Source organism: Actinospica robiniae DSM 44927, assembly GCF_000504285.1.
GTDB lineage: Bacteria > Actinomycetota > Actinomycetes > Streptomycetales > Catenulisporaceae > Actinospica > Actinospica robiniae.
Genome location: NZ_KI632511.1, coordinates 3,094,521 through 3,119,811 on the forward strand (window position 1 = coordinate 3,094,521; position 25,291 = coordinate 3,119,811).

Below are 25,291 nucleotides of genomic sequence, written 5' to 3' on the forward strand. Positions count from 1 at the left end.
ATGCCGCGATCCGAGGTCGAGACGAGGATGCGCGACGGCACGGTCCTGCGTGCCGACGTGTACCGGCCGACGACGGGCGACGGCCCGTGGCCGGTACTGCTGGCCCGCTCGCCCTACGGGCGTTCGGACGCCGGCGTGCTCGAACGTCTCGACCCGGATCGCGCGGCCGGCCGCGGCTTCCTGGTGGTCATCCAGGACTGCCGCGGTCGGTTCGGATCCGAAGGCGACTGGACGCCGCTCGCGCACGAGGCCGCGGACGGCTACGACACCATCGCCTGGGCAGCCCGCCTGCCGGACGCGGACGGCCGGGTCGCGATGTACGGGCCCAGCTACCTCGGCCACACCCAGTGGGCGGCCGCCTCGGCCGGGCCGCCCGCGTTGCGCGTCGTCGTACCCGAATTCACCTGGGACGACCCGTTCGACGGCCTACTCGCGCGCGGCGGCACCAAGGAGATAGGCCTGGTGACGCAGTGGACGTTGGGGCTGGGAGTCAATGTTCTGGAACGGCGATTCGCACGCCGGCCAGGCGAACTTCGTCGAGCGCTCGCGCAGGTGGATGCCGCGTTCGCCGCATTCCCTTCCGAGGACGCGATTCGCGAGCTGCGGCTGCCTCTGCCGCGGCCGCGTCCCACTGAACAAGCAGATGTAGCTGGAGTCCCCGCGCTGATCGTGGCCGGCTGGTACGACTGCTTCCTTCAAGGCAGTCTCGACCGATACATCAGGGCACATACGAACGGCACACCGGTCTCGCTCATCGTCGGGCCCTGGGCGCACGGCAGCCAGGCCCACCGCGTGTGCGGAGACCCGCTGCTGGACCATGAGCTGGACTGGGTCCTCCAGCAGCTCGGGCCGGAGACGCCTGCACCGGAGCAGTACGTCCTGGTGTACGTCACGGGCGCCGACGCTTGGCGCCGGATGCCGCACTGGCCCCCGGAATCCGCCGAGACCTCGTGGTTTCTGCACGACGGCGGCGTCTTCCTGCGTGACCCCGACGATCCTGTCGTCACGCACGGCGGCGCAGTGTTGCTGACGCAGGACTTTCCGGCCGGTCCACACGACCAGCGACAGGTCGAAGAGCGCGAAGACGTGCTCGTATATACGAGCGAGCCGCTGAAAGCGCCGCTGGAGGTCATCGGACGCGTCCGCGTATACCTGACGGGAGAATCCACTGCGCCGGTGACCGATTGGGTGGCCAGGCTCTGCGACGTCGACAGCGACGGCGTCTCGCGCAACATCAGCGACGGCATCCTGCGCACGCATCAACCGGACGCGCAGGAGCACGTGATCGACCTATGGTCTATCGCGCACATGTTCGCAGCCGGGCATCGCATCCGCCTGCAGGTAACAGGAAGCTGCTTCCCCCGCTGGGATCTCACCCCTGCGGCACGCCAGACCGTCCACTGTGACCCGGCCCGCCCGTCACGGCTCGTCTTACCGATCGTGTTCTGATGCGGGCAGATGGGCCCGAGTTTCGGCTTCGTCCATCGTCGCACCCATGCGGTGGTAGAGGTCGATCGCCTCGTTGAGGTGCGCGACCCCGGAGTCCTGAGCACCGGTCTCCAGCTCGCAGCGCCCGAGTCCGACGAGCGCTGATGCCAATTCACGCGGGTGGCGTACCTTGCGGGCGAACTCGACCGCTTCCCGGTAGTGCGCCAACGCGGCAGCCGCTCCGTCTCTGGCGAAGATGAGCGCGCAGATGCCGACGCGGACCTCCACTTGAGAGAACATGAAGCCACCGCGCACGCTGAGCTCAAGCGCGCTGCGCAGCTGCTCGTCCGCAGCATCGAACTGTCCGTTCGCAATATGGATGTGGCCGATATTCGTGCGGATGAAAGCCTCGAGATAGGACTGTCGGGAGTCCAGGGAGATCTTGAGCGCTGACTGCTGCAACGCCATCGCCGCCTCGGGATCACCAAGCCTGAGCCGGATGCGGCCGAGTTCCCCACGCGCGTAGCCGAGGCCGAGCGCGTGCCTGAAGCCGGCGAAGCTCTGCAATGCCTGCTCGAGGTACTCGGTGGCCTCGGCGTATCGGTTCTGCATCATGCGCAGGCGCCCCAACTCTTGCAGGAAGCTTGCCGTGAACTGCTCCGACTTCATCAGCAGCTTCAGAGCTGCATGGTGGCACGGCTCGATCTCGTCGAATCTACCCAGCGCGTACATCGCGTGGCCGAGATGGAAGTGCGCATTGGCCTCGAGGAACCGGTCGTTCATTTGAGGGCCGAGTTCGATCATCATCCGGCTGTGTTCCACCGTGTCTTCGAACCGGCCGTGGTGGTTAGCGAGGATGCTGAGCACGTTGAGTACCGAGGCATGATCGAACGGGCTGCCGACCGCCTGTGTGATGCGCTCTGCCTGCCGGGTATATTCGAGCGCGAGGTTGGCGTGCCTCGACGAGAGCACGTGACCCAGGCTTCTGAGCGCGTGCGCCTCGCCGATGAGGTCGGCGCAAGTACGGAAGGCCTCGATCGCCCTCTGCAGGCAGTCGACAGCTTCTTCAGACATGCCGCGCTCGTTGTACGAATTCCCCAGCACCCGCAGCGCTGCCGCCTCGGCGGAGATGTCGTGCTCGGCCCGGGCGATCTCGATCCTGGCCAACTGCAGTGCGATGAACCGGTCCCACGGGCCGCTTTCGTGAAGATACGGCGTCATGCTCTTGGCGAGCTCGAACTTACGCCGTGGCTCGACTGACTCAGACTCGACGACGGCAAGCAGAGCGGCGCTCTCGGCCGCGAACCAGCCTTTGGCATCGACGGCGCCCGCAGCGGCCGGGGCGACGCGGCCGACCGGCCGCGGGCCAGCCGGCCGGCCGAACCACGCCGCGTTCGCGCTGGCCGCAGTCTCCACGTAATAGTCCAGCAGCCGTTCCGTCGCTGCCTGGTTCTCGACCGGGTCGCCCTCGGCCGCGCGGGTGCGGGCGTAGGCGCGCAGGAGGTCGTGGAAGCGGTAGCGGCCTTCCGTGTGCTGAATCAGCAGGCTGTGATCGTAGAGCGACTCGAGCCGGCGTTCGGCTTCGGCGACGTCGATGTCCTCGAGTGCCGCGGCGGCGAGCGCGTCGAAGTCGGGGCCGGGGATCAGGCCGAGGCGGGCGAAAAGACGTTGCTGCGCTTCGGGCAGGACGTCGAGGGAGGAGGCGAAGACGCGGGTGATGTCCCGGTCGTCGTCCTTGAGCAGCGCCAGCGGGTCGCGCCCGGTCTGGAGTGTGGCCAGCAGCGCTTTCAGCGAGAGTTTCGGACGATGGCGCAGGCGCGCCCCGAGCATGCGGATGGCGAGCGGGAGCCTTCCGCACAGCTCGACGAGCTCGGCGGCTGCCGGGTCGTGCACCTCCATCCGGCCCGGGCCGGCCGCGGCGGCGAGCAGGGCGACGGCCTCGGCCGGCGGCAGGGAGTCGAGGCTGAGGAATTCCGCGTCGTCGAGGCCGGTCAGCAGGTTGCGGCTGGTGACCAGGACCAGGCAGCCGGGCTCGGCTGGAATCAGTGGTTTGATCTGGGCCGGGCCGCGGGCGTTGTCCAGCACGATCAGGGTCCTGGTACCGGTGAGCTTGGTCCGGTAGAGCGCGGCGCGCTCGTGCGGATCCTGCGGGATCGCCCGCGGTTCCACGCCGAGGGAGCGCAGCAGATAGTCGAGCGCGTCCGGTGGGGCGATCGGGTCGAGGTCGGCGGAGTGGCCGTGCAGATCGATGAACAGCTGGCCGTCGGGATAGTGGGCGACCAGGCGGTGGGCGGCGCGGATCGCCAGTGCGGTCTTGCCGATCCCGCCCATGCCGTTGATGGCGGAGATGACGACGGTGGGGGCCGCGTCCGTTTCGGCTTCTCCACGCGCGGCAGCGATCAGCGTGTCGAGCTCGGCCTCGCGGCCGGTGAAGGCGCGAGTGTCGGCGGGCAGTTGGCGGGCGCGGGCCGGCGGAAGGACCGCGGTCGGCGGCGTGAGAGTCGCGTCGGAGCGCAGGATCCGGTCGTGCAGCGAACGGATGGTGTTGCCCGGCTCCACGCCGAATGCGTCGGCGACGGCACGACGCAGGTCGCGATAGACGTCGAGGGCTTCGAGCTGGCGGCCCGAGCGGTACAGCGCGAGCATCAGCTGAGCGTGGAAAGCCTCGCGCCACGGATGCGCAGCTATCAGGGTACGTAGTTCGCCGATGACCTGGTCGTGCCGGGACAGCTGCAGATCGGCCTCGATCCGACCCTGCAGAGCCAGGAGCCTCTCCTCAGCGAACTGCTCGACCGCCGCGAACGTCTGCAGCGCCGGGACGTCGGCGAAGGGCTCGCCGCGCCAGAGTGCGAGGGCGGCGGTGTACTCCTGGGCCGAGGTGGCCCAATCGCCCTGACCGGCGGCCTTCGCAGCGGTATCGCAGAGCTCAGAGAATTCGGCGGTGTCGAGCTCGCCCGGACCGACGTCGACGACGTAGCCCGGTGGCACTGCCCTGATCCGGCCGCCATGGGATCCGAGCGCCTGACGCAGCCGCGTCACCTGGTTGTGCAGCGGGGACCCGGTCGCCGGCCGGGGCTGGTCGCCCCACAGTAAATCAGCCAGCTGATCAGCTGAGACGACTTCGTTGGCCCGCAACAGCAACGCCGCGAGGAGCGTTCGCCGCAGCGTCCCGTTGATCTCCAGCGGTCCGTCTACACCGGTGACCCGTACCGGACCGAGCAACGCGAAGCGCATCGACGACCCTTCACCCACCGTGCACGAATGCTGTCACCGGGAGATGCTAGACGCGTAAGCGGTCTTGAGCACATCGACTTCACATCCTGGATCGAAGGGGTCGAAGCCGTGCTGGAGCAGCCAGCGGATCGCGAGGAGGCTGCGCAGCGACCACCACCCGCGCACCACGTCGGTCTCGACGTCGGCGCCGTAGCCGGCGAGGACGTCGCCGAGGTGCTCCTGATGCCCGTGGGTCAGGATGGCGAGATCGAAGAGCGCATCGCCCTGGGCCGCCTCGGACCAGTCGATCACGCCGGTGACCTCGTCGTTCTCCATGAAGACGTGGGCCACTTGCAGGTCGCCGTGGATGAAGACGGGTGTCCACGGCCGAAGCGCGACCTCGCCGACACTGCGGGCGTGCGCGACCAACTCGGCGGGCAGGACATCGTTCGAGACGAGCCAGTCGCATTCGTGTTCGAGGTCTGCCGCGACCTTCTCGACCGTCGGGCCGGGCCAGGGCGGCAGTGGCGCGTCGTGCAGCTTTCGCAGTGCGGCACCGGCCGCGGCCCAAGCCGTCGGCGACGCGGTCGACGGCTCACCGAGGCGGGCGAGTGGAGTGCCCCGGACCGCGGCGATGGCGAGCACGGGCGGCTTGCGCCACAGGACTTCGGGTGTCGGGAGCGGTGCCAAGGCCATCGCCTCGACCTCGACGTCGGTGCGCGTCTGATCGGCGTCGATCTTCAGGAACACGTCGCCGACGCGCAGCGTGGCACAGTCCTGATGGGCTACGACGACCTTGACTTCCTTCTTGTCTGCACTCATGTCGGAATTATCGCGAGACGCGCACCGCTCGTCGCGGCTATTTTCCCGTCAGCTCCCTGACGAGGCTGGCCGCCTGCTGCTGCGAGACACCGACGATCGAGAACGTCCCGGTGGTGATCGTGCCCATGACCTCCGGTGCGTTCAGCACTCTGCCATCGATGATGACGGCCACCTGTTGGTCGGTCTCAGCGCCGGTCAAGCGGGCAAAGGCGGCTTTGTCGTCGCTCAGCAAGGTCACCGGTACCTCCCACTGCTCGACGCCACCCTTCCCCGCCGCTCCCGTCCGGGTGCTCCCGTCGGGTCCTTCCACGATCTGCGGTGTCGCGTAGACGGCTTCGACCTCGGTGATCGACAGTTCCCGCGCCGCATCCACCCGATAGCACACCGGGCCCGACGAACCCAGAATGTCCATCGACGGGTAGCCGCCGCCGCCGCAGGCTCCTGCCGTCGAGGACACCACGGGCGCGATCAGGATCGGGGTGGCCAGCCGCACCAGGCCGGCCGTGGCCTGGGAGGCCGGTCGATCCGCACTTCCGGCCAAGGTGCTCACGCCCACTCCGACCGCGGCCACGACGAGCGCCATGGACGCCGTCACGCCGGTGCGCAGCGCTCGCTGGTGGCGCCGGGCCTGGTGCAGCGCGTCGTCGGCCAGGCCGGCCAGGCTCGCGGGGTCCACGCTGTCTCCACTGGCCCACAGCCGCTCGCGCAGCTGGTGTTCGGTGATCGTCTCCATCTCATCCATCTCCCTCATCCCTCGATCCGGATCTCGTCGCGCATGCTCACCCGCAGCGTGGTCAGGGCTTTGTGAGTCTGGCTGCGTACGGTCCCGGCGCTGATGCCGAGCAGGTCGGCGATCTCGGCGTCCGGGCGGTCCTCGAAGTAGCGCAGGACCACGATCGCGCGCTGGCGCTTGGGCAGCCGGCGCAGCGCCGCGACCAGATCCCGGCGCTGCGCCACGGCATCCGCGTGATCCAGGCCCGCCCCCGACGGCGCGCGCTCCGGCGGCTCGGCGGTTGCCGTCTCCCGTCCCCAGCCGGGCCGCCGGAAGCGGTCGATGTGCGCGTGGTAGAGCGCACGGCGCACATACGCCTCCGGCGACTGCCGGTCGTGCAGCCTCGCCCACCGCCGGGCCGTGCCGGCCAGCGCCGTCTGCAACAGGTCGCGGCCCTGCTCCCAGTCCCCGGTGAGCAGATAAGCCGTGTGCAGCAGCGACTTCGAGCGCGATGCCACGAAGTCGCGGAACTCGCGTTCGTGCTCTGCGTCCAACGCTTCCTCCCTCGGTCGCCATACAACACGAGAGGAAGCCGCAGATTACTGCCTTGCTCCGCTCACGCCGTCGCGGTGAGGTCGTAGGCGCCGGCAGCCTGCGCGGTCAGGCGCCAGCCGCCGCCGGGTTGGGCGGCCAGGGCGAGACCGGTCAGGCCGTGGACGGCGACGGCGGGCCGGGCCGAGGCGGAGCCCGGGATCCACACGTCGAGCGTTCCCGATCCGCTGCCGGCCAGCCGCAGGTCCACGCCGGTGGCGGAGGACGTCAGGGTATTTAGACGTCCTGGCGCGGAGCGGGGGTAGGCCTGGCTGAGCGCGACGGTCTCGGTGGCGGAGGCGGGCAGCTCGGTGCCGGCGGGGCAGGCGACCGGGTTCAGACCACCGGAGGACTGGTCGGATCGGCCGGTCTGCGGGTCGCCGCAGGCCTTCTTCCACACCCAGATGGCCGAGCCGAGCAGGTTCGCGTTCTGCGTGTCGAGGAAGGTGTCGAAGCGGCCGGAATCCTGGGCCTGGTCGCCGAACCAGCCCCACTCGCCGGACCACAGCGGCACGTCGTAGGCCGCGGCGGTGCGCTCGGCGGTGGTGAAGCCCTGCTCGATGGTGGTGAGCGTGACGCCGAGGCCCTGGTCCATGGTGATCGACTGGCTGTAGAGGTGCGGCGAGAAGACCAGGTCCGGGTCGCTGGAGAAGCCGGCCGGCGGGGTGACGTCGAAGCCGAGGCCGGACCAGAGAATGGAGGGTTCGAAGAAGACGAGGTGGTGGAACCCGTCCGCGGCGCTGCCCTCGCCGGCCCGGATCTCGGTGATGATCTGCTGGTAGAGCCGGCCGAGCAGCAGGGCCGAGGTGACGCCCGGGGCGTTGCCGGGTCCGGGTTCGTTGAGCAGGTCGTAGCCGGCCACGGCGCTGTCCCCGGCGAACGCCCGGGCCAGCACGCCCCAGGTGTCGGCGAGCTGTGCGCCGATCCCGTCGGTGTCGTCGTAGAGATCGGTGAAGGACTGCTCGACGTTCGGCGACAGGTCCCGGCCCTGGAACCCGCAGGCCTTCGCGCCGTCGGTGAGGGTGGCCCAGGCGGGGGCGCCGTCGTTGCCGAACTCGGGGGTCGCGCCGATCCGGCAGGTCGTGCCGGACGCGGCGGTGACGTACTTCGAGTACGTGTCCTGATGCATGTCGAGCACGGTGTAGACGCCGTGCGCCGCGGCCTGGTCCACCGCCGTGCGCACGCTCGCGATGTAGGCCTGGTCGAACACGCCGCGGCTCGGCTCGAGCCGGGACCAGGAGAGGTTGAGGCGTTGCACGTCGAAGCCGTACACGCCGGCCATCTCGGCGTAGTCGGCGTCGGTGAGCGGGCGGACGGTGGGCTCGGACGGGTCCGGCTGACCGTAGTCGACCAACTGGTTGACATTGACGCCGCGCAGGAGGACTTGTCGGCCGGCACTGTCGGCGATGACCGGTGCTTCGCCGTCGGCCCGCAGCACGGTGAGCGCCAGCAGTCCCCCGCCGTCGGCGCTGGCGGCCGACGGGAGCGGGAACGCCGCCGGGGTGTCGACCAGAGCCGTGGGCAGCAGGCCGAGGCCGATCGCCGACGCCGCGGCGCACGCGGTGATCGAGAGCCGAGCCGGCCGGGAGACCTCGGCCCATCGACCGGCCAGCCGCTTGGCCGACGCGGATGGGACGACGGGTCGGGCGAGCGCCCAAGCGGTGGCGGCGACGCTGGCGCAGACCCCTGCGACGGCGCCGACAGCGACGTACATCAGGGCGCCGACGATCGGATACAGCCCGCCACCGAAGCCGTTGACGACGCCGTCCACGACGAAGGCCGCCAGGAATCCGAGAGCTGACGCGGCGGTCAGCGTCGCGCACTTCACCCACCAAGTCGCACCGCCGGTGCGATCGTCAGCGAGACCGCGCGCGACGGGCGCGCGCAGCCGGCGCAGAACGGCCCAACTGCCGGCCAGTCCGCCGAGCGGCAGGATCAGGGTGGACCAGCGTCCGCCGATCCAGCCGAAACTGCCGTCCGCGGCGGCCACGGCGGCCGGAGCCCCGACGAGCAGCCAGCCCGCGCTCCAGCCGACGCGCGGCGGCTTCAGCGTCACCTCGGTCTCAGAGCGGGCCGCGCCGGCCGCGCGAGCCGTGGCGATCGCGCGACGCGCCACGATCCGGTAGACGAGAGCGGCCGGCGCTGCGGCGAAAACGCCGAACAGCGCGTACTTCGCGCCGGTCAGCCCGCACTCGGCGAGCAGCGCGCGAGCCGTCTCAGCCTTCTGCAGATCATGGGTCCCGGCGATCGCCAGCAGCAGCAGGGTGTAGGCCACCTTCGCGCCGAAGGCCGTCAGGACCAGGCCGGACCAGGCGGCGCCGAGCACCCAGCGAGCGCGCACGCCCGAGCGGGCCGAACGCAGCGTCCGGTAGAGCGCGAACGTGCTGCCGATGATCAACAGCGGAAGATAGACCAACGTCGCCCAGGCCGGACTGCCGGCGGATCCGGGCACGACGCCGGCGTCCGGCCAGTTCTCCGGAGCGAACAGGCCGGTGCCGTCGAGGTAGCCGAGCCCGAGCGTCAGCGCCGCGAGCCCCGCGGCCGAGGTGGCCGCCGCGGCCCCCGCCGCAGCCCTACCGACGGCACATCCCACCTGGTCATCGCTCGTCTCCATGGCCGGACAACATAGGGCGGACACCCCGCTCGGCGGAAGAGGAGGGGCGCGGTCGTTGCCGGAGCGTAATATGAACGTGAACCTGCGTTCGCATTTCGCCGGCTCAGTCCACAGACCGAGACCCGGCATGTTTCGACGGCCGGTCCGGCGGCGCCGCTCACACCTCGTGCAGGGCAGGCGGTTCGGCGAACGACACCGCGAACTGCCCTGTAGAGCCAGTGCAGCGACGATGATACCGGGGTTTTGAACACCGCCGCGCGGGAGGGTTCTGATGAACCGGTCCGCGCGGCGGCGTTCTCTCAGTTATTTGAGTACTGCGACAGTGCAGCCGGCTAGCTCACTGCACCACCGACCAGACGAAGGTGGCGGAGCCGGAGACTCCCTTCGTGTCGGTCGCAGTGACGGTGACGGTGTAGGTCCCGAGTGTGGAGCCGGTTCCGGAGACCGTGCCGTTGGCTGCGATCGAGAAGCCTGGCGGCAGCCCGGTCGCGGTGTAGGTGAGTGTCTGCGCGGTGTTGGAGTCCACGGCCTGCATGGTGAAGGAGGCCGAGGCGCCCTTCGGGCTGCTGTAGCCGAAGGGGTTGGCCACCCCGACCGTCTCCGCGCCCGGCACGCCGGAGTTGGCGGTGACGTTCGCGCTGACGGCGGTGTTGGCCGGGGAGACCCCGGCGCTCGATTGGCCCGCCGCGACCTGGCCGGTCAGGGTCTGGGCCAGGCTGGTCGAGCCGGTCAGCGGCAGGTTGTTCGACGCGTCCCCGACCTTGATCGAGTACGTGCCCGCCTTCGCCTCCCACTGGTTGTCAGCGTTCGACCATGCGGCCAGAGCGTGGATGTTCACCGGGAAGCTCACCGTCGCGCTCTGGCCCGGGTTGAGCGAGACCCGCTGGAAGCCGCGCAGCTGCTCCGGCGGGTCGGCGCTGGCCGCCGGGTCCCCGACGTACAGCTGGGCCACGTCCGCACCGGCCACCGAGCCGGTGTTGGTGACGGTAGCCGTCACCGTCGCGTTGCCGGAGGCGTTGAGGGCCCCGACGCCGAGGTTGGAGAAGGAGAACTTGGTGTAGGACAGGCCGAACCCGAACGGGAAGGCCGGGGTGATGTTCTGCGACTGGTACCAGCGGTAGCCGATGTTCACGCCCTCGCTGTAGCTCACGCCGGCCGAGGTGCCCGGCCACTGCGCCGTCGTCTGCGCCGGAACCTGGCTCAGGCTGGACGGGAAGGTGACCGGCAGCTTGCCGGACGGGTCCGCGGTGCCGAAGATCAGCGCCGCCATCGCGGTGCCGACCTCCTGCCCCGGGTACCAGTTCGCGAACACGCCGGCGACCGAGCCCAGCCACGGCATGACGACCGGGCCGCCGCTGTTGAGCACCACGATCGTGTTCTTGTTCACCGCGGCCACGTCCGCGATCATCGTCTCGTCCGTGCTGGACAGGTCGAGCGAGGTCAGGTCGCTCTCCTCGCCCTCCGGCAGGTTGACGTAGATGATCGCGTCGGTGGCGGCCTGCGCGGCGGCGACGGCCTGCGGGATGTCCGCGGTGCCGTTGTCGTTGCCGGCCGTGTAGGTCACCTTGACGTTCGCGCCGACCGCGTTCTGGATGCCGGTGATCGGCCAGATCGTGTTCGAGCTGGTGACCGTGCCGCTGCCGCCGCCGGCGAGCTCGACCCCGGCGCCGCCGTCGGTGCCGATGACCGCGATCGACTCGGTGCCGTTCGGGTTCAGCGGCAGGATCCCGTTGTTCTTGAGCAGGACCGTGCCCTCCTCGCTCAGCTGCAACGCAGTCTGCTGATGCGCGGCGGAGGTCACGCTGGTCGAGAGCGAGCCGGTGGCCGGGTTGTCGAACATGCCGAAGGCGAACATCTGGGTCAGGATCCGTCCGACCGCCTCGTTCACCGTGTACTGGCTCAGCGTGCCGTTCGTGATCGCGGTGGCGAAGTCGGTCGGGATCGAGCCGGGGAACGGCATCCCGACGTCCATGCCGCCGACTTCGGAGGCGACGTTGTTGTAGTCACCGCCCCAGTCCGAGGTGATGAAACCGCCGTAGTTCGCCTGCTCGTCCAGCCCGTCGATCTGCATGTCGGCGTTCTGACACGAGGCGGCGTTGTTGACCACCGCGTAGGAGCACATCATCGAGGCGGGCGCGGACTGCTCGGCCGCGGCCTGGAAGGGCGCCAGGTAGAGCTCCTCGAGCGCCTGCTGGCTGACCGTCTCGTTGTTGTTCCCGTTCGGGTACTGCTCCTGGTCGTAGGCCGCGACGTGCTTGACCATGGCCATCACGTCCTGGCTCTGCAGGCCGTCGACCTCCGCGGAGGTGATCTGGCCGGCCAGGTACGGGTCCTCGCCGTAGGTCTCGTAGGTCCGGCCCCAGCGCGGGTCGCGCACCAGGTTCGTCGTCGGGCCGAGCGCGATGTTCACGCCCTTGCCGGCGAACTCGGCGCCCATCGCCGTGCCCTCCTGCTGGATCAGCGCCGGGTCCCAGGTCGCGGCGGCGTTCTCGCCGTCCGGGAACGCGGTGACCCCGCCGGTGCCGTCGCCGACCCCGTTCGGGCCGTCCTGCAGGTTCGTCGCCTTGATGCACAGGTTCGGGATCGCGGCGATCTGGCCGATGTAGCTCGAACCGCCGTCACCGGAGAGCAGCGTGAACTCCTCGGACTGGTTCATGGTGTTGAGTATCTGCTGCACTCGCTGGGAGACGGGGGCGGTGGAGTTGAGCCAGGAGCAGGTGCCGTTGCCGCCGTTGCCGTTGCCGCCGGACAGCGGCGCGGTCGTCGTCAAGCCGTAGACATCGAGTTCGAAGATCGAGTCACCCCACTGCGTCGCCCGCTTCGTGGCGTTGACGCGCAGGTAGCGCGCGGTCGCGGAGACGGTGAAGGTCTGGCTGCCGCCCGCGCCGGTGGTGGTGGAGTAGAGCGTGCTCCAGGTGGAGTTGTCGCTGGAGACCTGGATCGAGAACGCCGAGGCGTACGCGGCCTCCCAGGAGATGCCCACGCTGCAGATCTGCGTCGCGGTGCCAAGGTCGACCTCGAGCCACTGCGGGTCGCTGTACGCGCTCTCCCAGCGGCTGCCCGGGTTTCCGTCGGTGGCGGCGGAGGCCAGGTTGCCGGTGGCGGAGTAGGTCGAGGAGGCCGTGGTCGGCTGGCCCAGGGCGAGGTCCTGGAAGCCGCAGTACTCGGTCGGACCGGTGCCGCCGCCTCCACCGCCCCCGCCGCCGCCTCCGCCGCTCGTACCCTGAGCGAAGGAGAGGAAGTGCAGGTTCCAGCCGCCGGCGTCCTGGTCGACGGTGAGGGTCTGCGATCCGGCCGGCAGCGTCACGCTCGCGGTCACCGTCGTCCAGGTCTGATACCCGCCGGTGCTCGGCACGGCGACCGCTCCGGACAGGTTCGTGCCGGAGGAGTTGGCGACGTGCAGCGCGTCGGCGACCGCGGCGGGCGCGGCCACGCGGATGCTGACGGTGTAGATCCCGGCCGTGGCGACGTTGACGGTGTACTTGAACCACTGGCCGGAGCCGGTCCAGCCCATGTCGTCGGCGCCGCCGCCGGTGTTGTTCTGGGTGTCCGCGGTGGCCTCGAGGTCGACCCCGTCGGTCCGGTAGCTGTTGGCGGTGCCGTTGGCGGCGGTGACGTTGTACGCCACACCCGAGCCGCCGGTGTCGTAGTTCGCGGCCTGCAGGGTGCCCGGCACCGCGGCCGGTGTCCCGCCGAAGGGCAGGTCCCCGCCCGAGCCTCCCCCGCCGCCGCCACCGCCGCCGGCCGAGGTCAGCGTGAAGGTCATGTAGTGGAAGTTCCAGCCGTTGGAGTCCTGGACGAGGGTGAGCGTCTGCTGCCCGGCAGGCAGCGTCACGCTCGCGTCGACGGTGGCCCAGGTCTGATAGCCGCCGGTGTTCGCGACCGCGACCGAGCCGCTCAGGTTGGTGCCCGCGGCGTTGGCGATGTGCAGCGCGTCGGTGATCCCGTAGGGCGAGGAGAGCCGCAGCGCGACGGTGTAGGTGCCGGCGGTGGCGACGTTGACGGTGTACTTGAACCACTGGCCGCCGGTCGTCCAACCCTGATCGTCGGCGCCGCCGGCCACCGTGGTGTCCTGCGTATCGGCGGTGGCCTCGAGGTCGATCCCGTCGGTCCGGTAGCTGTTGGCCGATCCGTTGGTCGAGGTGACGTTGTACGCCACGCCCTGGCCGCCGGTGTCGTAGTTGGCCACCTGGACCGTGCCGGGCACGGCGGCCGCGGTGCCGCCGAAAGGCGCGTCGGCGGCGGCGTGGGCGGCGGTGGGCGCGACGACCACGGAGAGGGCTGACAGGCCGGCGACCGCGAGCAGCACGCGGATGGCGGGGCGGCGGGGTGGGCGCGATCTGCCGCGCGCGAGCGCGGCCGGCCGCAGCAGGGCGAGATGCCTCATTGCATTTCCCTTTCGGTTGCTGATCTTCGCCCGGTCCGCAGCCGGCAGTCCTCTGCGAGCGCGTGGGCGAGTTCTCGGGGAGAGCATGCGGGAGAGCGCTCTCCAAGCACCTGTTGTGTATGGCGAGAATGACGGCGCGTCAATACATCCGGAGGACCGGAACCTGCGCGGAGCTCCCGGAACCGCGTCGTGCGCGCGCGAGCGGGTAGGGACGGATCAACGGCGGCGGGCGAGGGGTGGAGGTGTCCGGGTGGGCAGAGGCGAACGCGAACGCGCGCGGGCGATCGGCTTGAGCGGCGGCTATGGCCGGCTGGTCAAGGTCGCCAGCCCGTCCTACGAGCCGGAGGCCGGATGCGCCTTCCCGTTCGGAGTGGTCTTCGTCGCCGGGGGCATCGCAGAGCTCTATAAGAAGCCGCACGATTGGTGGCCCGTCATAGGGGCGCTGACCATCGCCATGGGCCTCACCGCCATCGTCGCGGTCGCGATCCCCAGAGTGCAGCGCCGAGCCGGCGGCAGCGCGCCGCGACTCTACTGTTTCACCGAAGGCGTCGTGGCAGCCGTCGGCTCGCAGCTGACCGGATACCGCTGGGACGAGTTGGGGATCGAGTCCGTGTGGTGGGAGTCCGGCTCGAACGACCTCCTCGACTCCGGGTACCGGCGGACGGTCACGGTGATCGCCACCGGCACCGTCCTCGTGGAGTTCTCCGGCCGCGAACCGGAGCGAGCCGGCGCCTACCAGATGCACCAACTGCACAAGGCCGCCCTCAAGCACGCCGACGAGAAGTGAGTCCCGACCCGATCAAGATTAGGTAACTCTCTGGCCCGCCAGGTGACCATTACGATACGGTCTAGACCATGGCTTTCGCGACCGCTGACACCGTTTCCCAGCACCCTGATCCGGCTGTCAGCGGCCGTCCCGCGTCGCGCGTCCGGGCAGCCGCCCGACTGACCGGCCGTCTGCCCGAGCCCGGGCCCGAGCGCATCCTGATGACCTCGACCCTCGTGAACACCGTCGGCAACGGCATGTTCATGACGTCGTCGATCCTTTACTTCACCCGCGTCGTGCATCTGAGCGCCGCCCGGGCCGGGCTCGGCCTGACCCTGGCCGGGCTGATCGGCGTGTCCGCGGGCCTTTTCGTCGGCGACCTCGCGGACCGGCGCGGTCCGCGCGAAGTGCAGCTCGCGCTGCTGCTCCTGCTCAGCGTCACCACCGCGGCTTACGTGCTGATCCACGACTTCGCCGCGCTCGTCCTCGTCGCCGCGGTCGATCTGCTGGCCAACGGCGCGGCCAACGCGGTGCGCGGCGGGCTGGCCCGGCGGATCGGCGGCGAGGGCGCGGCAGCGTTCCGGGCGCGGCTGCGCGCGGTCACCAACGGCGGGATCGCGGTCGGCACGCTGATCGCGGCCGTGGCCATCGACGTCGACACCCGGCTCGCCTACGAGCTGCTCATCCTCGGCAACGCGGCTACCTTCCTGCTGTCCGCGGCGATGCTGCGGCGGCTGCCGCACCTCCCGCCGTTGCCGCGTCCGGCGAAGGAACGACGCTGGGGTGCGGCCCGGGACGTGCCGTTCAACGCGTGGGCCGTCGTCAATGGCCTGATGACGCTGCAGTACCAGGTGCTGCTGATTCCGTTGCCGCTGTGGGTCGTCTCGCACACCCACGCGCCGCGCTGGTCGGTCGCCCTCGGCATGTTGGTCAATACCCTCATGTGCGTGTTCTTCCAAGTGCGGGTCGGCGCGGCCGTCACCACGATCGGGCAGGGCGCCCGGGCCTTCCGCAACGCGGGCTGCTTCTTCCTGGTCAGCTGCCCGCTGCTGGGCCTGCTGCCGGATGTGCCCGAGTGGGCCGCGGTGCTCCTGCTCGCCGCCGGGTGCGCGGTGCACACCACGGGCGAGCTGTGGCACGCCTCCGGCTCGTTCACCCTCGGCTACGATCTCGCCCCCGCGCACGCGCAGAGCCAGTACCAGGGCATGCAGGGGCTGTGGTCGAGCCTGCTCGGCAGCTCCCTCGCCCCGGCGATCCTCACCCTGATCTGCATCGACGGCGGCCAGGCCGGCTGGTTCGCGCTCGGCGGCTTCTTCCTCCTGCTCGGCGTGGCCACCGTCCCGGTCGCCCGCTGGGCCGAGCGGACCAGGCCGACCCACCTGCCACATGCGCCCGCGGCGCCACGCGTCGCCACACCCGCGTGACCGTCCGTTGTTGGCCGTGAATTCGATCGCCCAGGCGGTGTGCAGCCCGTGCCACCTCTGGTATCAATGGGCGCAACGGAGGTGGTTGCAAAATGCACCAACGGCATCGGCCAGCGTGGGCGCCGGACGAAGTCGACATCGAACGCCCGTCCGTGGCGCGTATGTACGATTACTTCCTCGGCGGCTCGCACAACTTCGCCTGCGACCGGGAGCTGGCCGAGCAGGCGATGAAGGTCTTCCCGGACGCGCCGCACGTGGTGCGGGCCAACCGCTCCTTCCTCTCCCGCGCGGTCACCGCGTTGTGCGAACTCGGCATCGACCAGTTCCTCGACCTCGGTTCCGGGATCCCCACCGTCGGCAACGTGCACGAGATCGTCACGGCGGCGCGGCCCGGGTCCCGGACCGTATACGTCGACTCCGATCCGGTCGCGGTGGCGCACGCGTCGGCGCTGCTCTCGGGCACGCCGTCGGTGAGCGTCCTGCACGCCGATCTGCGCGACCCCGACGCGGTCCTGCGCGACGCCGTCCGCGCCGGCGGCCTCGACCTGTCCCGCCCGGTCGGCGTGCTGCTGGTGTCCGTCCTCCCGTTCGTGCCCGACCGGGACGACCCGGCCGGAATCGTGGCCGCCTACCGCGAAGGCACCACTGCGGGCTCATATCTGCTGGTCAGCCACGGCACGAACGACTACCAGCCCACCGTGGTCGGCGAGATCGAGCATGTCTACGAGCGCACGACCCAGCCGGGCGTATTCCGCAGCAGGGACGAGGTCGCTCGCATCCTCGCCGGATACGAGCTGCTCGATCCAGGACTGGTCGACCTGATCCACTGGCGCCCGGAGCCCGGCGCGCTCGAAACGGACCCGCTCGACGCCGACGTCGCCCGCTACAGCCTGATCGGGGGCGTGGGGCGCCGGGTCTGAAAAGACCGAAGAAAGGGCTGGTCAGGGAGCAGCCCGGGGAGAAGACCGGAAGGCAACCGGCGCAGGTTCCGGCCTTACGACTCCATCGACCGCCGATTCGTGGCGTCAGCGCAGCTGAAGACACGTGGACGTGGCGGTACGCTGTTTGCCGGGTCGTCTCAATCTCAGGAGGAACGCGTGCGCGGGGGTCGACGAATAGCCTTGGTGGCGGCGATTGTTGCGCTGACCAGTCCGGCCGTGGCGTACGCCCGCGGCGGCGGCGGCAGCCACGGATTCAGCGGCGGCGGCCACAGCGGAGGTGGCGGGGGCGGCGGCTTCGGCGGGGTGGGCGTGGTCGGCGGCATCGGCGGCGGCGGGTCCGCCGGCGTGCTGGTGCTGATCGTCCTGGTCATCATCGTCGTGCTCATCTACAGCCGCGTGCAGCAGGCACGCAAGAAGCGCTCCTCGAACACGCAGTCGGACCGCGTGGCCCACCGCACGGACGCGCAGGCGAGCGCCCGCGCCGCCCTGGTCGAGGCCCGGGTCGACGTGCTCAGCGACACCGACGCGAGCTTCAACGTCGCCGCACTCAAGCAGCGCGCGAGCTGGCTCTACGTGACCGCGCAGCGGGCCTGGACCAACCGCGACAACGCGACGCTCCGGCAGATCCTGTCCCCGGTGCTCTACCGCAAGTGGGCCGACGAACTGCGCGACTACGAGTCGCGCGGCGAGGTCAACGTGGTGGAGATCCTCTCCGGCCCGACACTCGAGCTCGTCGACGTGGCGAACCGCAAGGGCGAGCAGAACGACACCGTCACCTTCCGCATCTCGGCCCGGCTCAACGACTACGTGCGCCGCGCCTACGGCTCGGACTCCCGCCGCGCCGACGGCTCTACGAGCCCGGTCGAGTACTGGACGCTGCGCAAGAACAAGGCCGGCGAGTGGATCGTGTCCTCGATCGAGCAGGCGGCCGAGGGCGCGCACCACCTCACCGCCGAGATCGAGATCGACAGCTGGGATCAGAAGGAAGTCGCCCGGGAGGCCGTCCTCGAGGTCGCCGAGAAGACCTCGGCCAAGGACGTCCCGGACATCCTCTCGCTCACCAACTTCTCCTGGAGCACCGACGCCGACTCCGCCGCCGGCGACGTGAGCCTGCTCGACGCCCGCTTCGACAAGTCGGTCCTCGAGGTCGCCGTCGAGCAGTTCATCGAGGAGTGGACGATGAACGACGGCAGCCTCGACTTCACGACCGTCCAGACCGTCAACCGCACTGTGATGCGCGACGCCGCGATCGAGAAGATCGAGGTGCGCTCGCTGGCCTCCCGCGAGCCGATCGTCTTCCGGATCGCGGTCGGCGCCCAGGGCGTCTACTACGAGGTCGACCGCCGGACCGAAGAGGTGCTCCAGGGCGACGCGCGCAAGCGGCGTCCGCTCACCTTCGCCTTCGACCTGCGCCTGGACGGCCCGGACGCGAAGGGGTGGACCGTGATCGCGGCCGACGTGGAGCAGGCCGGCGCGCACCGCGCGATGGGCCGGGCTTCTTAACGCGAGTTGATGATCGGCTGAGTGCTCGTGGGGGCGGGGTGGTCGTCAGGCTGTGGGCGACCGCTTCGCTCGCCCACAGTTTCGTTTGCCCACCCTGCCCACCCGTTGCGTTGGCGGGGTGGGCTGCGGTTGCAAGACGAAGATCGCCGCTGGCAGGCCTTCCCTCGGAGAGAGATGCCGGGGTCTGTGGGGTGCTGGCGTGGCGGGGCGGGCTGAGGTTGGGGGTGGTCGGGTGCCGGGGGTGTGCTGAGACGAAAGTATGGCGAGTTTGCAGGTCGGCTTAGGTGGTCGTTTTAGGTTGTGGGGGTGGGGTGGATTTCGATGGTGGCGCCGATGGAGCGGGCGAGGGCGTGGATGCGGCGGGTGATCTTGTCGGGGTCGCGGCGGGCGAAGTAGTCGGGGCCGAGTTCTCGGTAGGGGACTTTGTCGTGGAGGATGAACCAGATCGCGATAGCGATGTCGTGCATGATCGCGACTTGGGCTTTGCGGGAGTCCATGTGTCCGCGTAGTCGGTGGTAGCGGGCGTTGAGGTAGGTGCCCTTGTGTCCCATGACGGTGAACGCGGCGATGCCCAGGAGTCGGCGCATGGCGCTGTTGCCGTCGGCGGGTCGGGCTTTGCGTTTGATTCCGGCTGATTCGTTGTGTCCGCCGGCGACTCCGAGCCAGGAGGAGAGGTGGCCGGGGGTGGGGAAGGCGTTCATCTCGTGTCCGAGTTCGGAGACGATGATCTGCGCGCCGGTGGTGTCGATGCCGGGGATGGTGGTGAGGTTGCGGACGTCCTGGTGTTTGTCGGGCTGGTCGAGGAGTTGCGCGATCCGTTCGTCGAGGGCGCGGATCTTGCCGGTGTAGTGGTCGATCTCTTCGAGGTGGTCGGCTACGAGGTAGCCGTGGTGGTCGGTGAAGTAGCCCGTGAGGGCCTCGGTGAGTTGTTCGTGGCCGGCTTTGATCCTGGGGTCCGCGAGCCGCGCGAGTATGGCGGGGTCCCGGGTGCCGGCGACCAGGGCTTGGAGGATGGTGCGTCCGGTCGTGCCGGTGAGGCTGCTGATGACGCTGGAGAGTTTTACGCCGGTGTCCTCGAGTGTCTTCTCCAGCCGTTGGACCTCGCTGCCGCGCAGCGAGGTCAAAGTGGTGCGTCGCCTGGTCAGATCGCGTACCTCGCGTACCGGTTCGGGGGGGATGAACGAGCCGCGCAGGTTTCCGGCGGCTGCTTGACGGGCGAGGAACGCCGCGTCCGCCCGGTCGGTTTTGCGCCCTTTGAGGATTTTGACGTGAGCTGGATTGACCAACAGGACCTCGACCCCGGGCAGGGTGCCTTGAAGGATCCAGCAGACCGGGCGCCAGTAGTCTCCGGTCGCCTCCATCGCCACGATCTCCACCCGCGCGTCCTCCAAGCGGTCGCGCAAGGCAAGGATCTGTGATGTGATCGTCGTGTAGGTGAGCTGTTCGAGATCCACCGCCCCGCCGCGGCCCGGGGTCCGGATGCATACCGACATCACGCGCTTGCCCAGATCGATCCCCGCGGCTCTACGGTAGGTGTGCTCCTGCTCCATCGCATCCCCTCTCGCCGTGCGGCCCGTGGGAGAGCCCACCGGCGCCGTGTCACCCCGGTGGAGCGCAAGGACACACCCTAGGCTGAGACACGCGCTTCGCGGCGATGCCCGCACCGCCGTCTGCGGCAATACAAAGTCCTTATACAGCGCTCCCCGGCCAGCCTCTCGATCGCGAGCTCATCACACTTCATACCCACACCGACCTGAACCGGGGCGACAAGAAACACTTTCCCACCGACAGGGTGAGGCCACGAGCCCCCGAGCCCTCTCTCCTCGGTCGGGCAGGCGAAGCCCGATCAGGGTTCTGCCGGGAGGTCAAGCGGCGCCATGCATGATTCACCATCAGCGCAGGCCGCCGCCGCTTGACCTCCCGGCAGGTCCCTGATTGCCTCCGGGGACCGACCGAGGAGAGAGCACACCCCCTAGGGAGCAGCACGAGCTGCGCTCAGGCCGGGTCCCGTCCCGTGGCCCGGCCGCGCTCGATGCGAACGAATCCTGCACCGCCCAGATCCGACCATCCCGATTTCCGATCCGCGCGAAGGCATCGGTGCCCGGGTCGCGCCTGAGGTGGAATTCTGCATCGCCCTGGTGCGATCCACCCCGATCCCGGACTTCGCAGAGGAATCCCGCGGACAGGCCACATTCGACGCGGAAGAATCCTGCACGGCCCTGATCCGATCGCTCTGATTCCCGATCCACGAAGGGAACCCGCAGACTGGCCGCGCTCAATCCGGGAGAATTCTGCATCGCATCCGTGATGGACGATGACGACCGCGCGGTATACAGCCTGGGCTCTCGCGACCTGGCATCGTGCGCGAGCAAGCGGCCACGCCCCTGACGCCACCTGCCTAGTCACCCCGTCCACCACCCCTCGCATCACAAGCCCCGATCCTCCGTACTCTTCCATACTAGACGCCACCACCGACAAAAACCGCGCATCAGGCTTTCACCGGATAAGCAAAAATCTCTGAGATTTCGGGCACTCTGGCGCGTTCCCCAGCGTTAAAGGAAGAGAGTAGAAAAGAGCGGCCCAGAACGGCAAAGCAGGATTCAGCATCTGGCGCGGCCGACTCACCAACCCCTTCGCGGATCGGGAATCGGGATGCTCAGATCACGGCGATGCAGGATCCTTCCGCACCGAACGCGACCGGGCCACCGGCCGGGACCCGGGCCCGAGCGCAGCTCGCACCACTCCCCAGGGGGTGGGCTCTCTCCTCGGTCGGGCAGGCGAAGCCCGATCAGGGTTCTGCCGGGAGGTCAAGCCTTGAGATTTAACCTCGGCGAGATCGTTTCTGGGGGAGTTTCGGTGTTCTGCTGACGCGCGGCACGGCCACCTGCGATTCTTCGTTTCTGTCGAAGGATACGAAGAAGGTAGGTGGCCGTGGGTCTCATGATGCCATGCCGTGAGGAGCCCGGCCAGTCCCGCGCGGCCGGGGGCGGGGGGTCGTTGAAGGTTCTGCGGGGGTTTCGGGCCGGGGTGCACGGCTGCTTCGCGCGGCGCGCGGATTCTTTGTTCGATCTCGTCGATGCGGTACTCGCGACGGACGGTCGGGTGCGCTCGCTCGCCGAGTTGTCGCTGCAGCGGCCGTTTCGTCGTGGTCACGGGGCCCTGTACGACGCCGTGGCCAGTGGCGAGATCGACGTGCCGGCATTGGCCGGATTGATCACCAGCGTGTGGGAACCCTTGGATGACGGACCGTTGAAATTCGCGATCGATGTCTCTTCGTGGCATCGTCCGCACGCCGAGTGCGCACGCGAGCGCCACCACTGCCATCACTCGTGTGCGTGCGGCAACCGGCGCGGCACCGTGCCGGGATGGCCGTACTCGGTCGCGGTCGGGCTGGAGTGGGGCGCGCACTCGTGGTGCGCACCGCTCGACGCGCGCCGCCTCGCCGTGGCCGAGGACGCGACCGCGGTCACCGTCGCGCAGGTCGAAGCGGTGCTCGAGCGCTGCGCCGCCGCCGGGCTCTCGCACGGGCGCCCTGCCGCACTGTTCGTGTTCGACTCCGGCTACGACCTGACCCGGATCGCCTATCTGACCGCCGGCCGGGGCCTGGAGAGGCAGATTCTCGGACGGGTGCGCCGCGACCGGGTCTACTACGGCGACCCGGTGCCGCGCCCGCGCGGTGCCCCGGGACGCCCGCCCGTGCACGGCCGACGCTTCGCGATCGCCGACCCGGGCACCTGGCACGACCCGGACCTGCGCGTCGAGCGGGACTCGCCGCGCTGCGGGCGCACGATCGTGACCGCCTGGCACGGGCTGCACCAGAAGCTCGAGCGCCAGGGCGCCTGGCGCGAGCACGCGCAGCAACTGCCGCGCCTGCCCGGCACCCTGATCAGGGTCCAGACCCAGCGCCTGCCCGGCGGCCGCGCACCGCAGGACCTGTGGCTCTGGCACCACGCGAGGCCCGGGACCGGGTTCGACCTCGATCAGCTCTGGACGGCCTATCTGCGGAGATTCGATATCGAGCATACATTCAGGTTCTTCAAGCAGTCGCTCGGCTGGACCGCGCCGCAGGTGGGCACCCCGGAGCAGGCCGACCGCTGGACCTGGCTGACCATCACCGCATACACCCAGCTCAGGCTCGCCCGCCGGCTCGGCGCTCACCTGCGCCTGCCCTGGCAGCGCCCGACACCCCCAGACCGGATCCCGACACCCGGCCGGGTCCGCCGGGGTTTCCCCGTACTGGCACGGAAAATCGGCACCCCCGCCGCAAAGCCGAAACCCACCACCGCCGGCCCCGGCCGCCCGACGGGCACGACCCGGCCACCGCGCACACGCCACCCAGCCGGTAAGAAGACCGGCACAAGCCATGAACGAGCGACATCGAAAACACCCGACCATGATCACTAATGGTTAAATCTTAAGCAAGCGGCGCCATGCAAAATCCACCACCAACGGAAACCACCGCCGCTTGACCTCCCGGCAGGTCCCTGATTGCCTCCGGGGACCAACCGAGGAGAGAGCACACCCCCGCAACCCCACCACCCCGAACCCCAGCCCGCCCCGCCAACGCCAGCACTTACGGAGACCCGGCACTCTCTCCGAGGGAAGGCCCCAGCCGGAGGCGAAAGCTTGAAACCGCAGCCAGCCACCAGCACTCAGACGACCATCAACTCGCGTTGAGCTCCGTAGCCGCGGCAGATCGCGCAGAGGGTCAGGCCCGCACGTAGGTGCGGGCGGGCGCGGTGTCGCCGTCCGGGGGCAGCCCGGTGACGATCCGGGCCAGGTCGCGGCAGGCTTGGGCGAAGGCGGGGTCGCGCTCGGGGCCGGGGGTCGTCGCGGCGAGGGCCCTGGCGTGCCGGGACAGGGCCGTGTGCAGGCCGATCCGACGGCGCATCAGGGCTGGGTCCGCGCCCGAGATCAGGGGCCTGGTCAACGGCCGGGCCACCAGGGCGAACCGGCGCAGCCGGTCCTCCATCGTGCGCACCGACGCCGTCGGGTCTGCCGACGCGTCGCCCTCCCAGGCCGCGGCCGTTTGCTGGAGCACCGAGGCCAGCGCCTCGAGGAACGCCCGCTGTGCCGCGCTCACCGTCTCGCGGGTGCTGGTCGGCAGGACGACGAGGCCTACCGCGATGCCGATGGCCGCGCCGAGCGAGGTCTCCTCCAGCCGCAGCACGAGCAGTCCCGGGGTGAACTCGTGCAGCACGCTGTAGAGCTGGGAGACCATGATGGTGACGAATACGATCATCGCGGCGTAGGAGAGGTTCACGACGTAGAACCCGCACGTCATCGCGAGCACGATCACGGCGAGCACGAGCAGCGTGTGCCCGGCCGTCGCCTCCGCCAGTCCGATGCCCGCGCCGAGGCCGGCGAGCGTGCCGAGCACTCGGTTGACCGCCTTGAGCGAGGTCTCCGAGCGGGTCGCGGTGCCGGTGAAGGTCACGAACGTCGCGATGACGGCCCAGTAGTAGCGCACCTCGGAGATCTGCCGCCCAAGGATGATCGCCAGCGCCCCGGCCAGTGCGACCTGGACGGCCTGACGTGTCGTCAGCTTGGCGCGGCTGAGCGGGTTCCAGCGGCCGCCGCGTGCCTGCAGGTCGCCGGCTATCGAGGCTGAGCCGGGCAGCATGCCGAGAGTGAAGGTGGCGGCCGGGACGAGCTCGGCCGGCGCTTCGTCCGGGCCGGCGGCCGTCGGGTCCGCGGATTCGCTCGCGAGCACGACGTAGTCGACGGCGGCCCGGGCGAGACGGACGGCCGCAGCCTGCGGCCCGACCGGGAGCGGCTGCGCGGCGGCGGGCGCGGCGCCGGTCGCGGCCGGGATCGTCAGCGCGACGGCGCCGAGCAGTTCGAAGGCCCGGCGGAGCTCGGCGTCCTCGACGTCGACTTCGGCGCCGGCCTTCTCGGCGCGTAGCAGCGGACCGGCCGCGTACAGCACAGCGGGGTACTCGCGGCGCGCCAGATGCCCGGCTACGCGCGCGGCCGGATACACCAGGTCGCCGCCGTGCGCCGCCAGCGCGGTCGCGGCGTGGGCCAGTTCGTCGATCGCGAGCTGCGCGTCGAGCAGTCGGCGGCGCAGTTCGGGCCCGGACCAGTCGCGCGGGAGTACGCCCGGCTCTACGGTCCACGCCTCGATCATCAGCGCCGCCTCGGCCAGCCGCAGCTCGCGTGCGTGCAGCCGCCGTTGCGCTCGGGCCGTGCGGCGCGGATCCCCGTCGGCCGTCAGCAGATCCGCGGCGGCCCGCGCCACCGCCCTTGCCCGCGCGCCGAAGGCCCGCTGCACCCGCCGCAGCGTGCGCCGCGGGTGGGTGCGCAGCACGGTGACCGAGAGCAGGATCGAGACGCCTGTGCCGACCAGCACGTCCTCGAGCAGTGAGGGGATCTCGTCGACCGAGGCGTCGAGGAAGGCTGCGAAGAAATAGCCCATCCACAGCATGAAGCCGTAGAAGAAGAAGGCCGGCCCGAACCGGCGCGCCCACACCGCGACGAACATCACCGCCACGAAGACCGTCAGCATCACGTCCGTGCGTCCGGCCACGAGCGCACCGGGCAGCATCCCGGCGCCGAAGGCGACCGGGAAGAAGACGCCGGTGCGCAGCTTCGGGCGCACCGAGGTGCCGGCCAGCGCCATCGAGCCCATCATCGCGACCACGCCGCCGAGCATCATGGCGACCAGCACGCCGCGCTGCCCGGCGCCGATCGCCGAGGCGTATCCGTACTCGACCAGCAGCGCCGTGGTCATCGCGACCGCCGCGGATATCGCCATCCTGGCACGCACCAGGCCGGGGTCGGAGGCGATCACCCGATCCCAGGCCTCTCGCAGCGTGCCGAGGGGTCCGCCGTCACCCGGAGCCACACCCACCTGTGCCCACCTCGTCTCGAGCTGCGGGAACTGTCTA

14 protein-coding genes are annotated in these 25,291 nt (G+C 69.9%); 6 read left to right on the forward strand and 8 right to left on the reverse strand.

All coding sequences use genetic code 11. The features are described 5' to 3' along the window. Positions 1 to 1,449, forward strand: coding sequence for a CocE/NonD family hydrolase (locus ACTRO_RS13295; RefSeq protein WP_034263436.1), 1,449 nt, complete (start codon positions 1 to 3; stop codon positions 1,447 to 1,449). Here ACTRO_RS13295 and ACTRO_RS13300 read toward each other — a convergent pair. The 6 genes from ACTRO_RS13300 to ACTRO_RS43280 form a co-directional block, all read right to left on the reverse strand. Continuing rightward, a complete protein-coding gene (locus ACTRO_RS13300) occupies positions 1,432 to 4,662 on the reverse strand; it encodes an AfsR/SARP family transcriptional regulator (protein WP_051450776.1) in 3,231 nt (1,076 codons plus the stop codon). The genes ACTRO_RS13295 and ACTRO_RS13300 overlap by 18 nt on opposite strands. Positions 4,663 to 4,695: 33 nt before the next feature. After that, positions 4,696 to 5,463 (reverse strand): phosphotransferase family protein, encoded by a 768-nt coding sequence (locus tag ACTRO_RS13305; protein WP_034263437.1) that lies wholly within the window; start codon positions 5,461 to 5,463, stop codon positions 4,696 to 4,698. Between the two features lie 37 nt (positions 5,464 to 5,500). Beyond that, on the reverse strand, positions 5,501 to 6,205 hold the full coding sequence (locus ACTRO_RS13310) for a SecDF P1 head subdomain-containing protein (RefSeq protein WP_034263438.1): 705 nt from the start codon (positions 6,203 to 6,205) through the stop codon (positions 5,501 to 5,503). Positions 6,206 to 6,210: 5 nt separating this feature from the next. Beyond that, complete coding sequence (locus ACTRO_RS13315; RefSeq protein WP_034263439.1) at positions 6,211 to 6,729, reverse strand: SigE family RNA polymerase sigma factor; 519 nt, start codon at positions 6,727 to 6,729, stop codon at positions 6,211 to 6,213. A 62-nt stretch (positions 6,730 to 6,791) separates the two neighbouring features. Beyond that, entirely contained in the window at positions 6,792 to 9,380 is a 2,589-nt protein-coding gene (locus tag ACTRO_RS45645; protein ID WP_051450777.1) for a glycoside hydrolase family 5 protein, read from the reverse strand. 337 nt (positions 9,381 to 9,717) lie between these two features. Then, a complete protein-coding gene (locus ACTRO_RS43280; RefSeq protein WP_051450778.1) occupies positions 9,718 to 13,767 on the reverse strand; it encodes a glycoside hydrolase family 3 C-terminal domain-containing protein in 4,050 nt (1,349 codons plus the stop codon). A gap of 250 nt (positions 13,768 to 14,017) precedes the next feature. Here ACTRO_RS43280 and ACTRO_RS13330 point away from each other — a divergent pair, with 250 nt between their 5' ends. From ACTRO_RS13330 to ACTRO_RS13345, 4 genes are all read left to right on the forward strand, one after another. Continuing rightward, positions 14,018 to 14,554: a hypothetical protein gene (locus ACTRO_RS13330; RefSeq protein ID WP_034263440.1), complete on the forward strand. Its 537-nt coding sequence runs from the start codon at positions 14,018 to 14,020 to the stop codon at positions 14,552 to 14,554. A gap of 68 nt (positions 14,555 to 14,622) precedes the next feature. Continuing rightward, positions 14,623 to 15,957, forward strand: a complete 1,335-nt coding sequence (locus ACTRO_RS13335) for an MFS transporter (RefSeq protein WP_084316229.1) — start codon at positions 14,623 to 14,625, stop codon at positions 15,955 to 15,957. A gap of 92 nt (positions 15,958 to 16,049) precedes the next feature. Next, entirely contained in the window at positions 16,050 to 16,877 is an 828-nt protein-coding gene (locus ACTRO_RS13340) for an SAM-dependent methyltransferase (RefSeq protein WP_034263441.1), read from the forward strand. A 204-nt stretch (positions 16,878 to 17,081) separates the two neighbouring features. Further along, the gene (locus ACTRO_RS13345) at positions 17,082 to 18,401 is read left to right on the forward strand and encodes a Tim44 domain-containing protein (protein WP_245594368.1); all 1,320 of its coding nucleotides are present in this window, start codon (positions 17,082 to 17,084) and stop codon (positions 18,399 to 18,401) included. A gap of 293 nt (positions 18,402 to 18,694) precedes the next feature. Here ACTRO_RS13345 and ACTRO_RS13350 read toward each other — a convergent pair whose 3' ends face one another. Continuing rightward, complete coding sequence (locus ACTRO_RS13350; RefSeq protein WP_034263443.1) at positions 18,695 to 19,951, reverse strand: IS110 family RNA-guided transposase; 1,257 nt, start codon at positions 19,949 to 19,951, stop codon at positions 18,695 to 18,697. A gap of 1,447 nt (positions 19,952 to 21,398) precedes the next feature. Between ACTRO_RS13350 and ACTRO_RS13355 the strand changes: the two genes are divergently transcribed. Continuing rightward, entirely contained in the window at positions 21,399 to 22,805 is a 1,407-nt protein-coding gene (locus ACTRO_RS13355) for an NF041680 family putative transposase (protein WP_084315835.1), read from the forward strand. 304 nt (positions 22,806 to 23,109) lie between these two features. Here the strand turns inward: ACTRO_RS13355 and ACTRO_RS13360 are convergent, their stop codons facing one another. Continuing rightward, on the reverse strand, positions 23,110 to 25,254 hold the full coding sequence (locus ACTRO_RS13360; protein ID WP_169739889.1) for an FUSC family protein: 2,145 nt from the start codon (positions 25,252 to 25,254) through the stop codon (positions 23,110 to 23,112). Positions 25,255 to 25,291 lie beyond the last annotated feature (37 nt).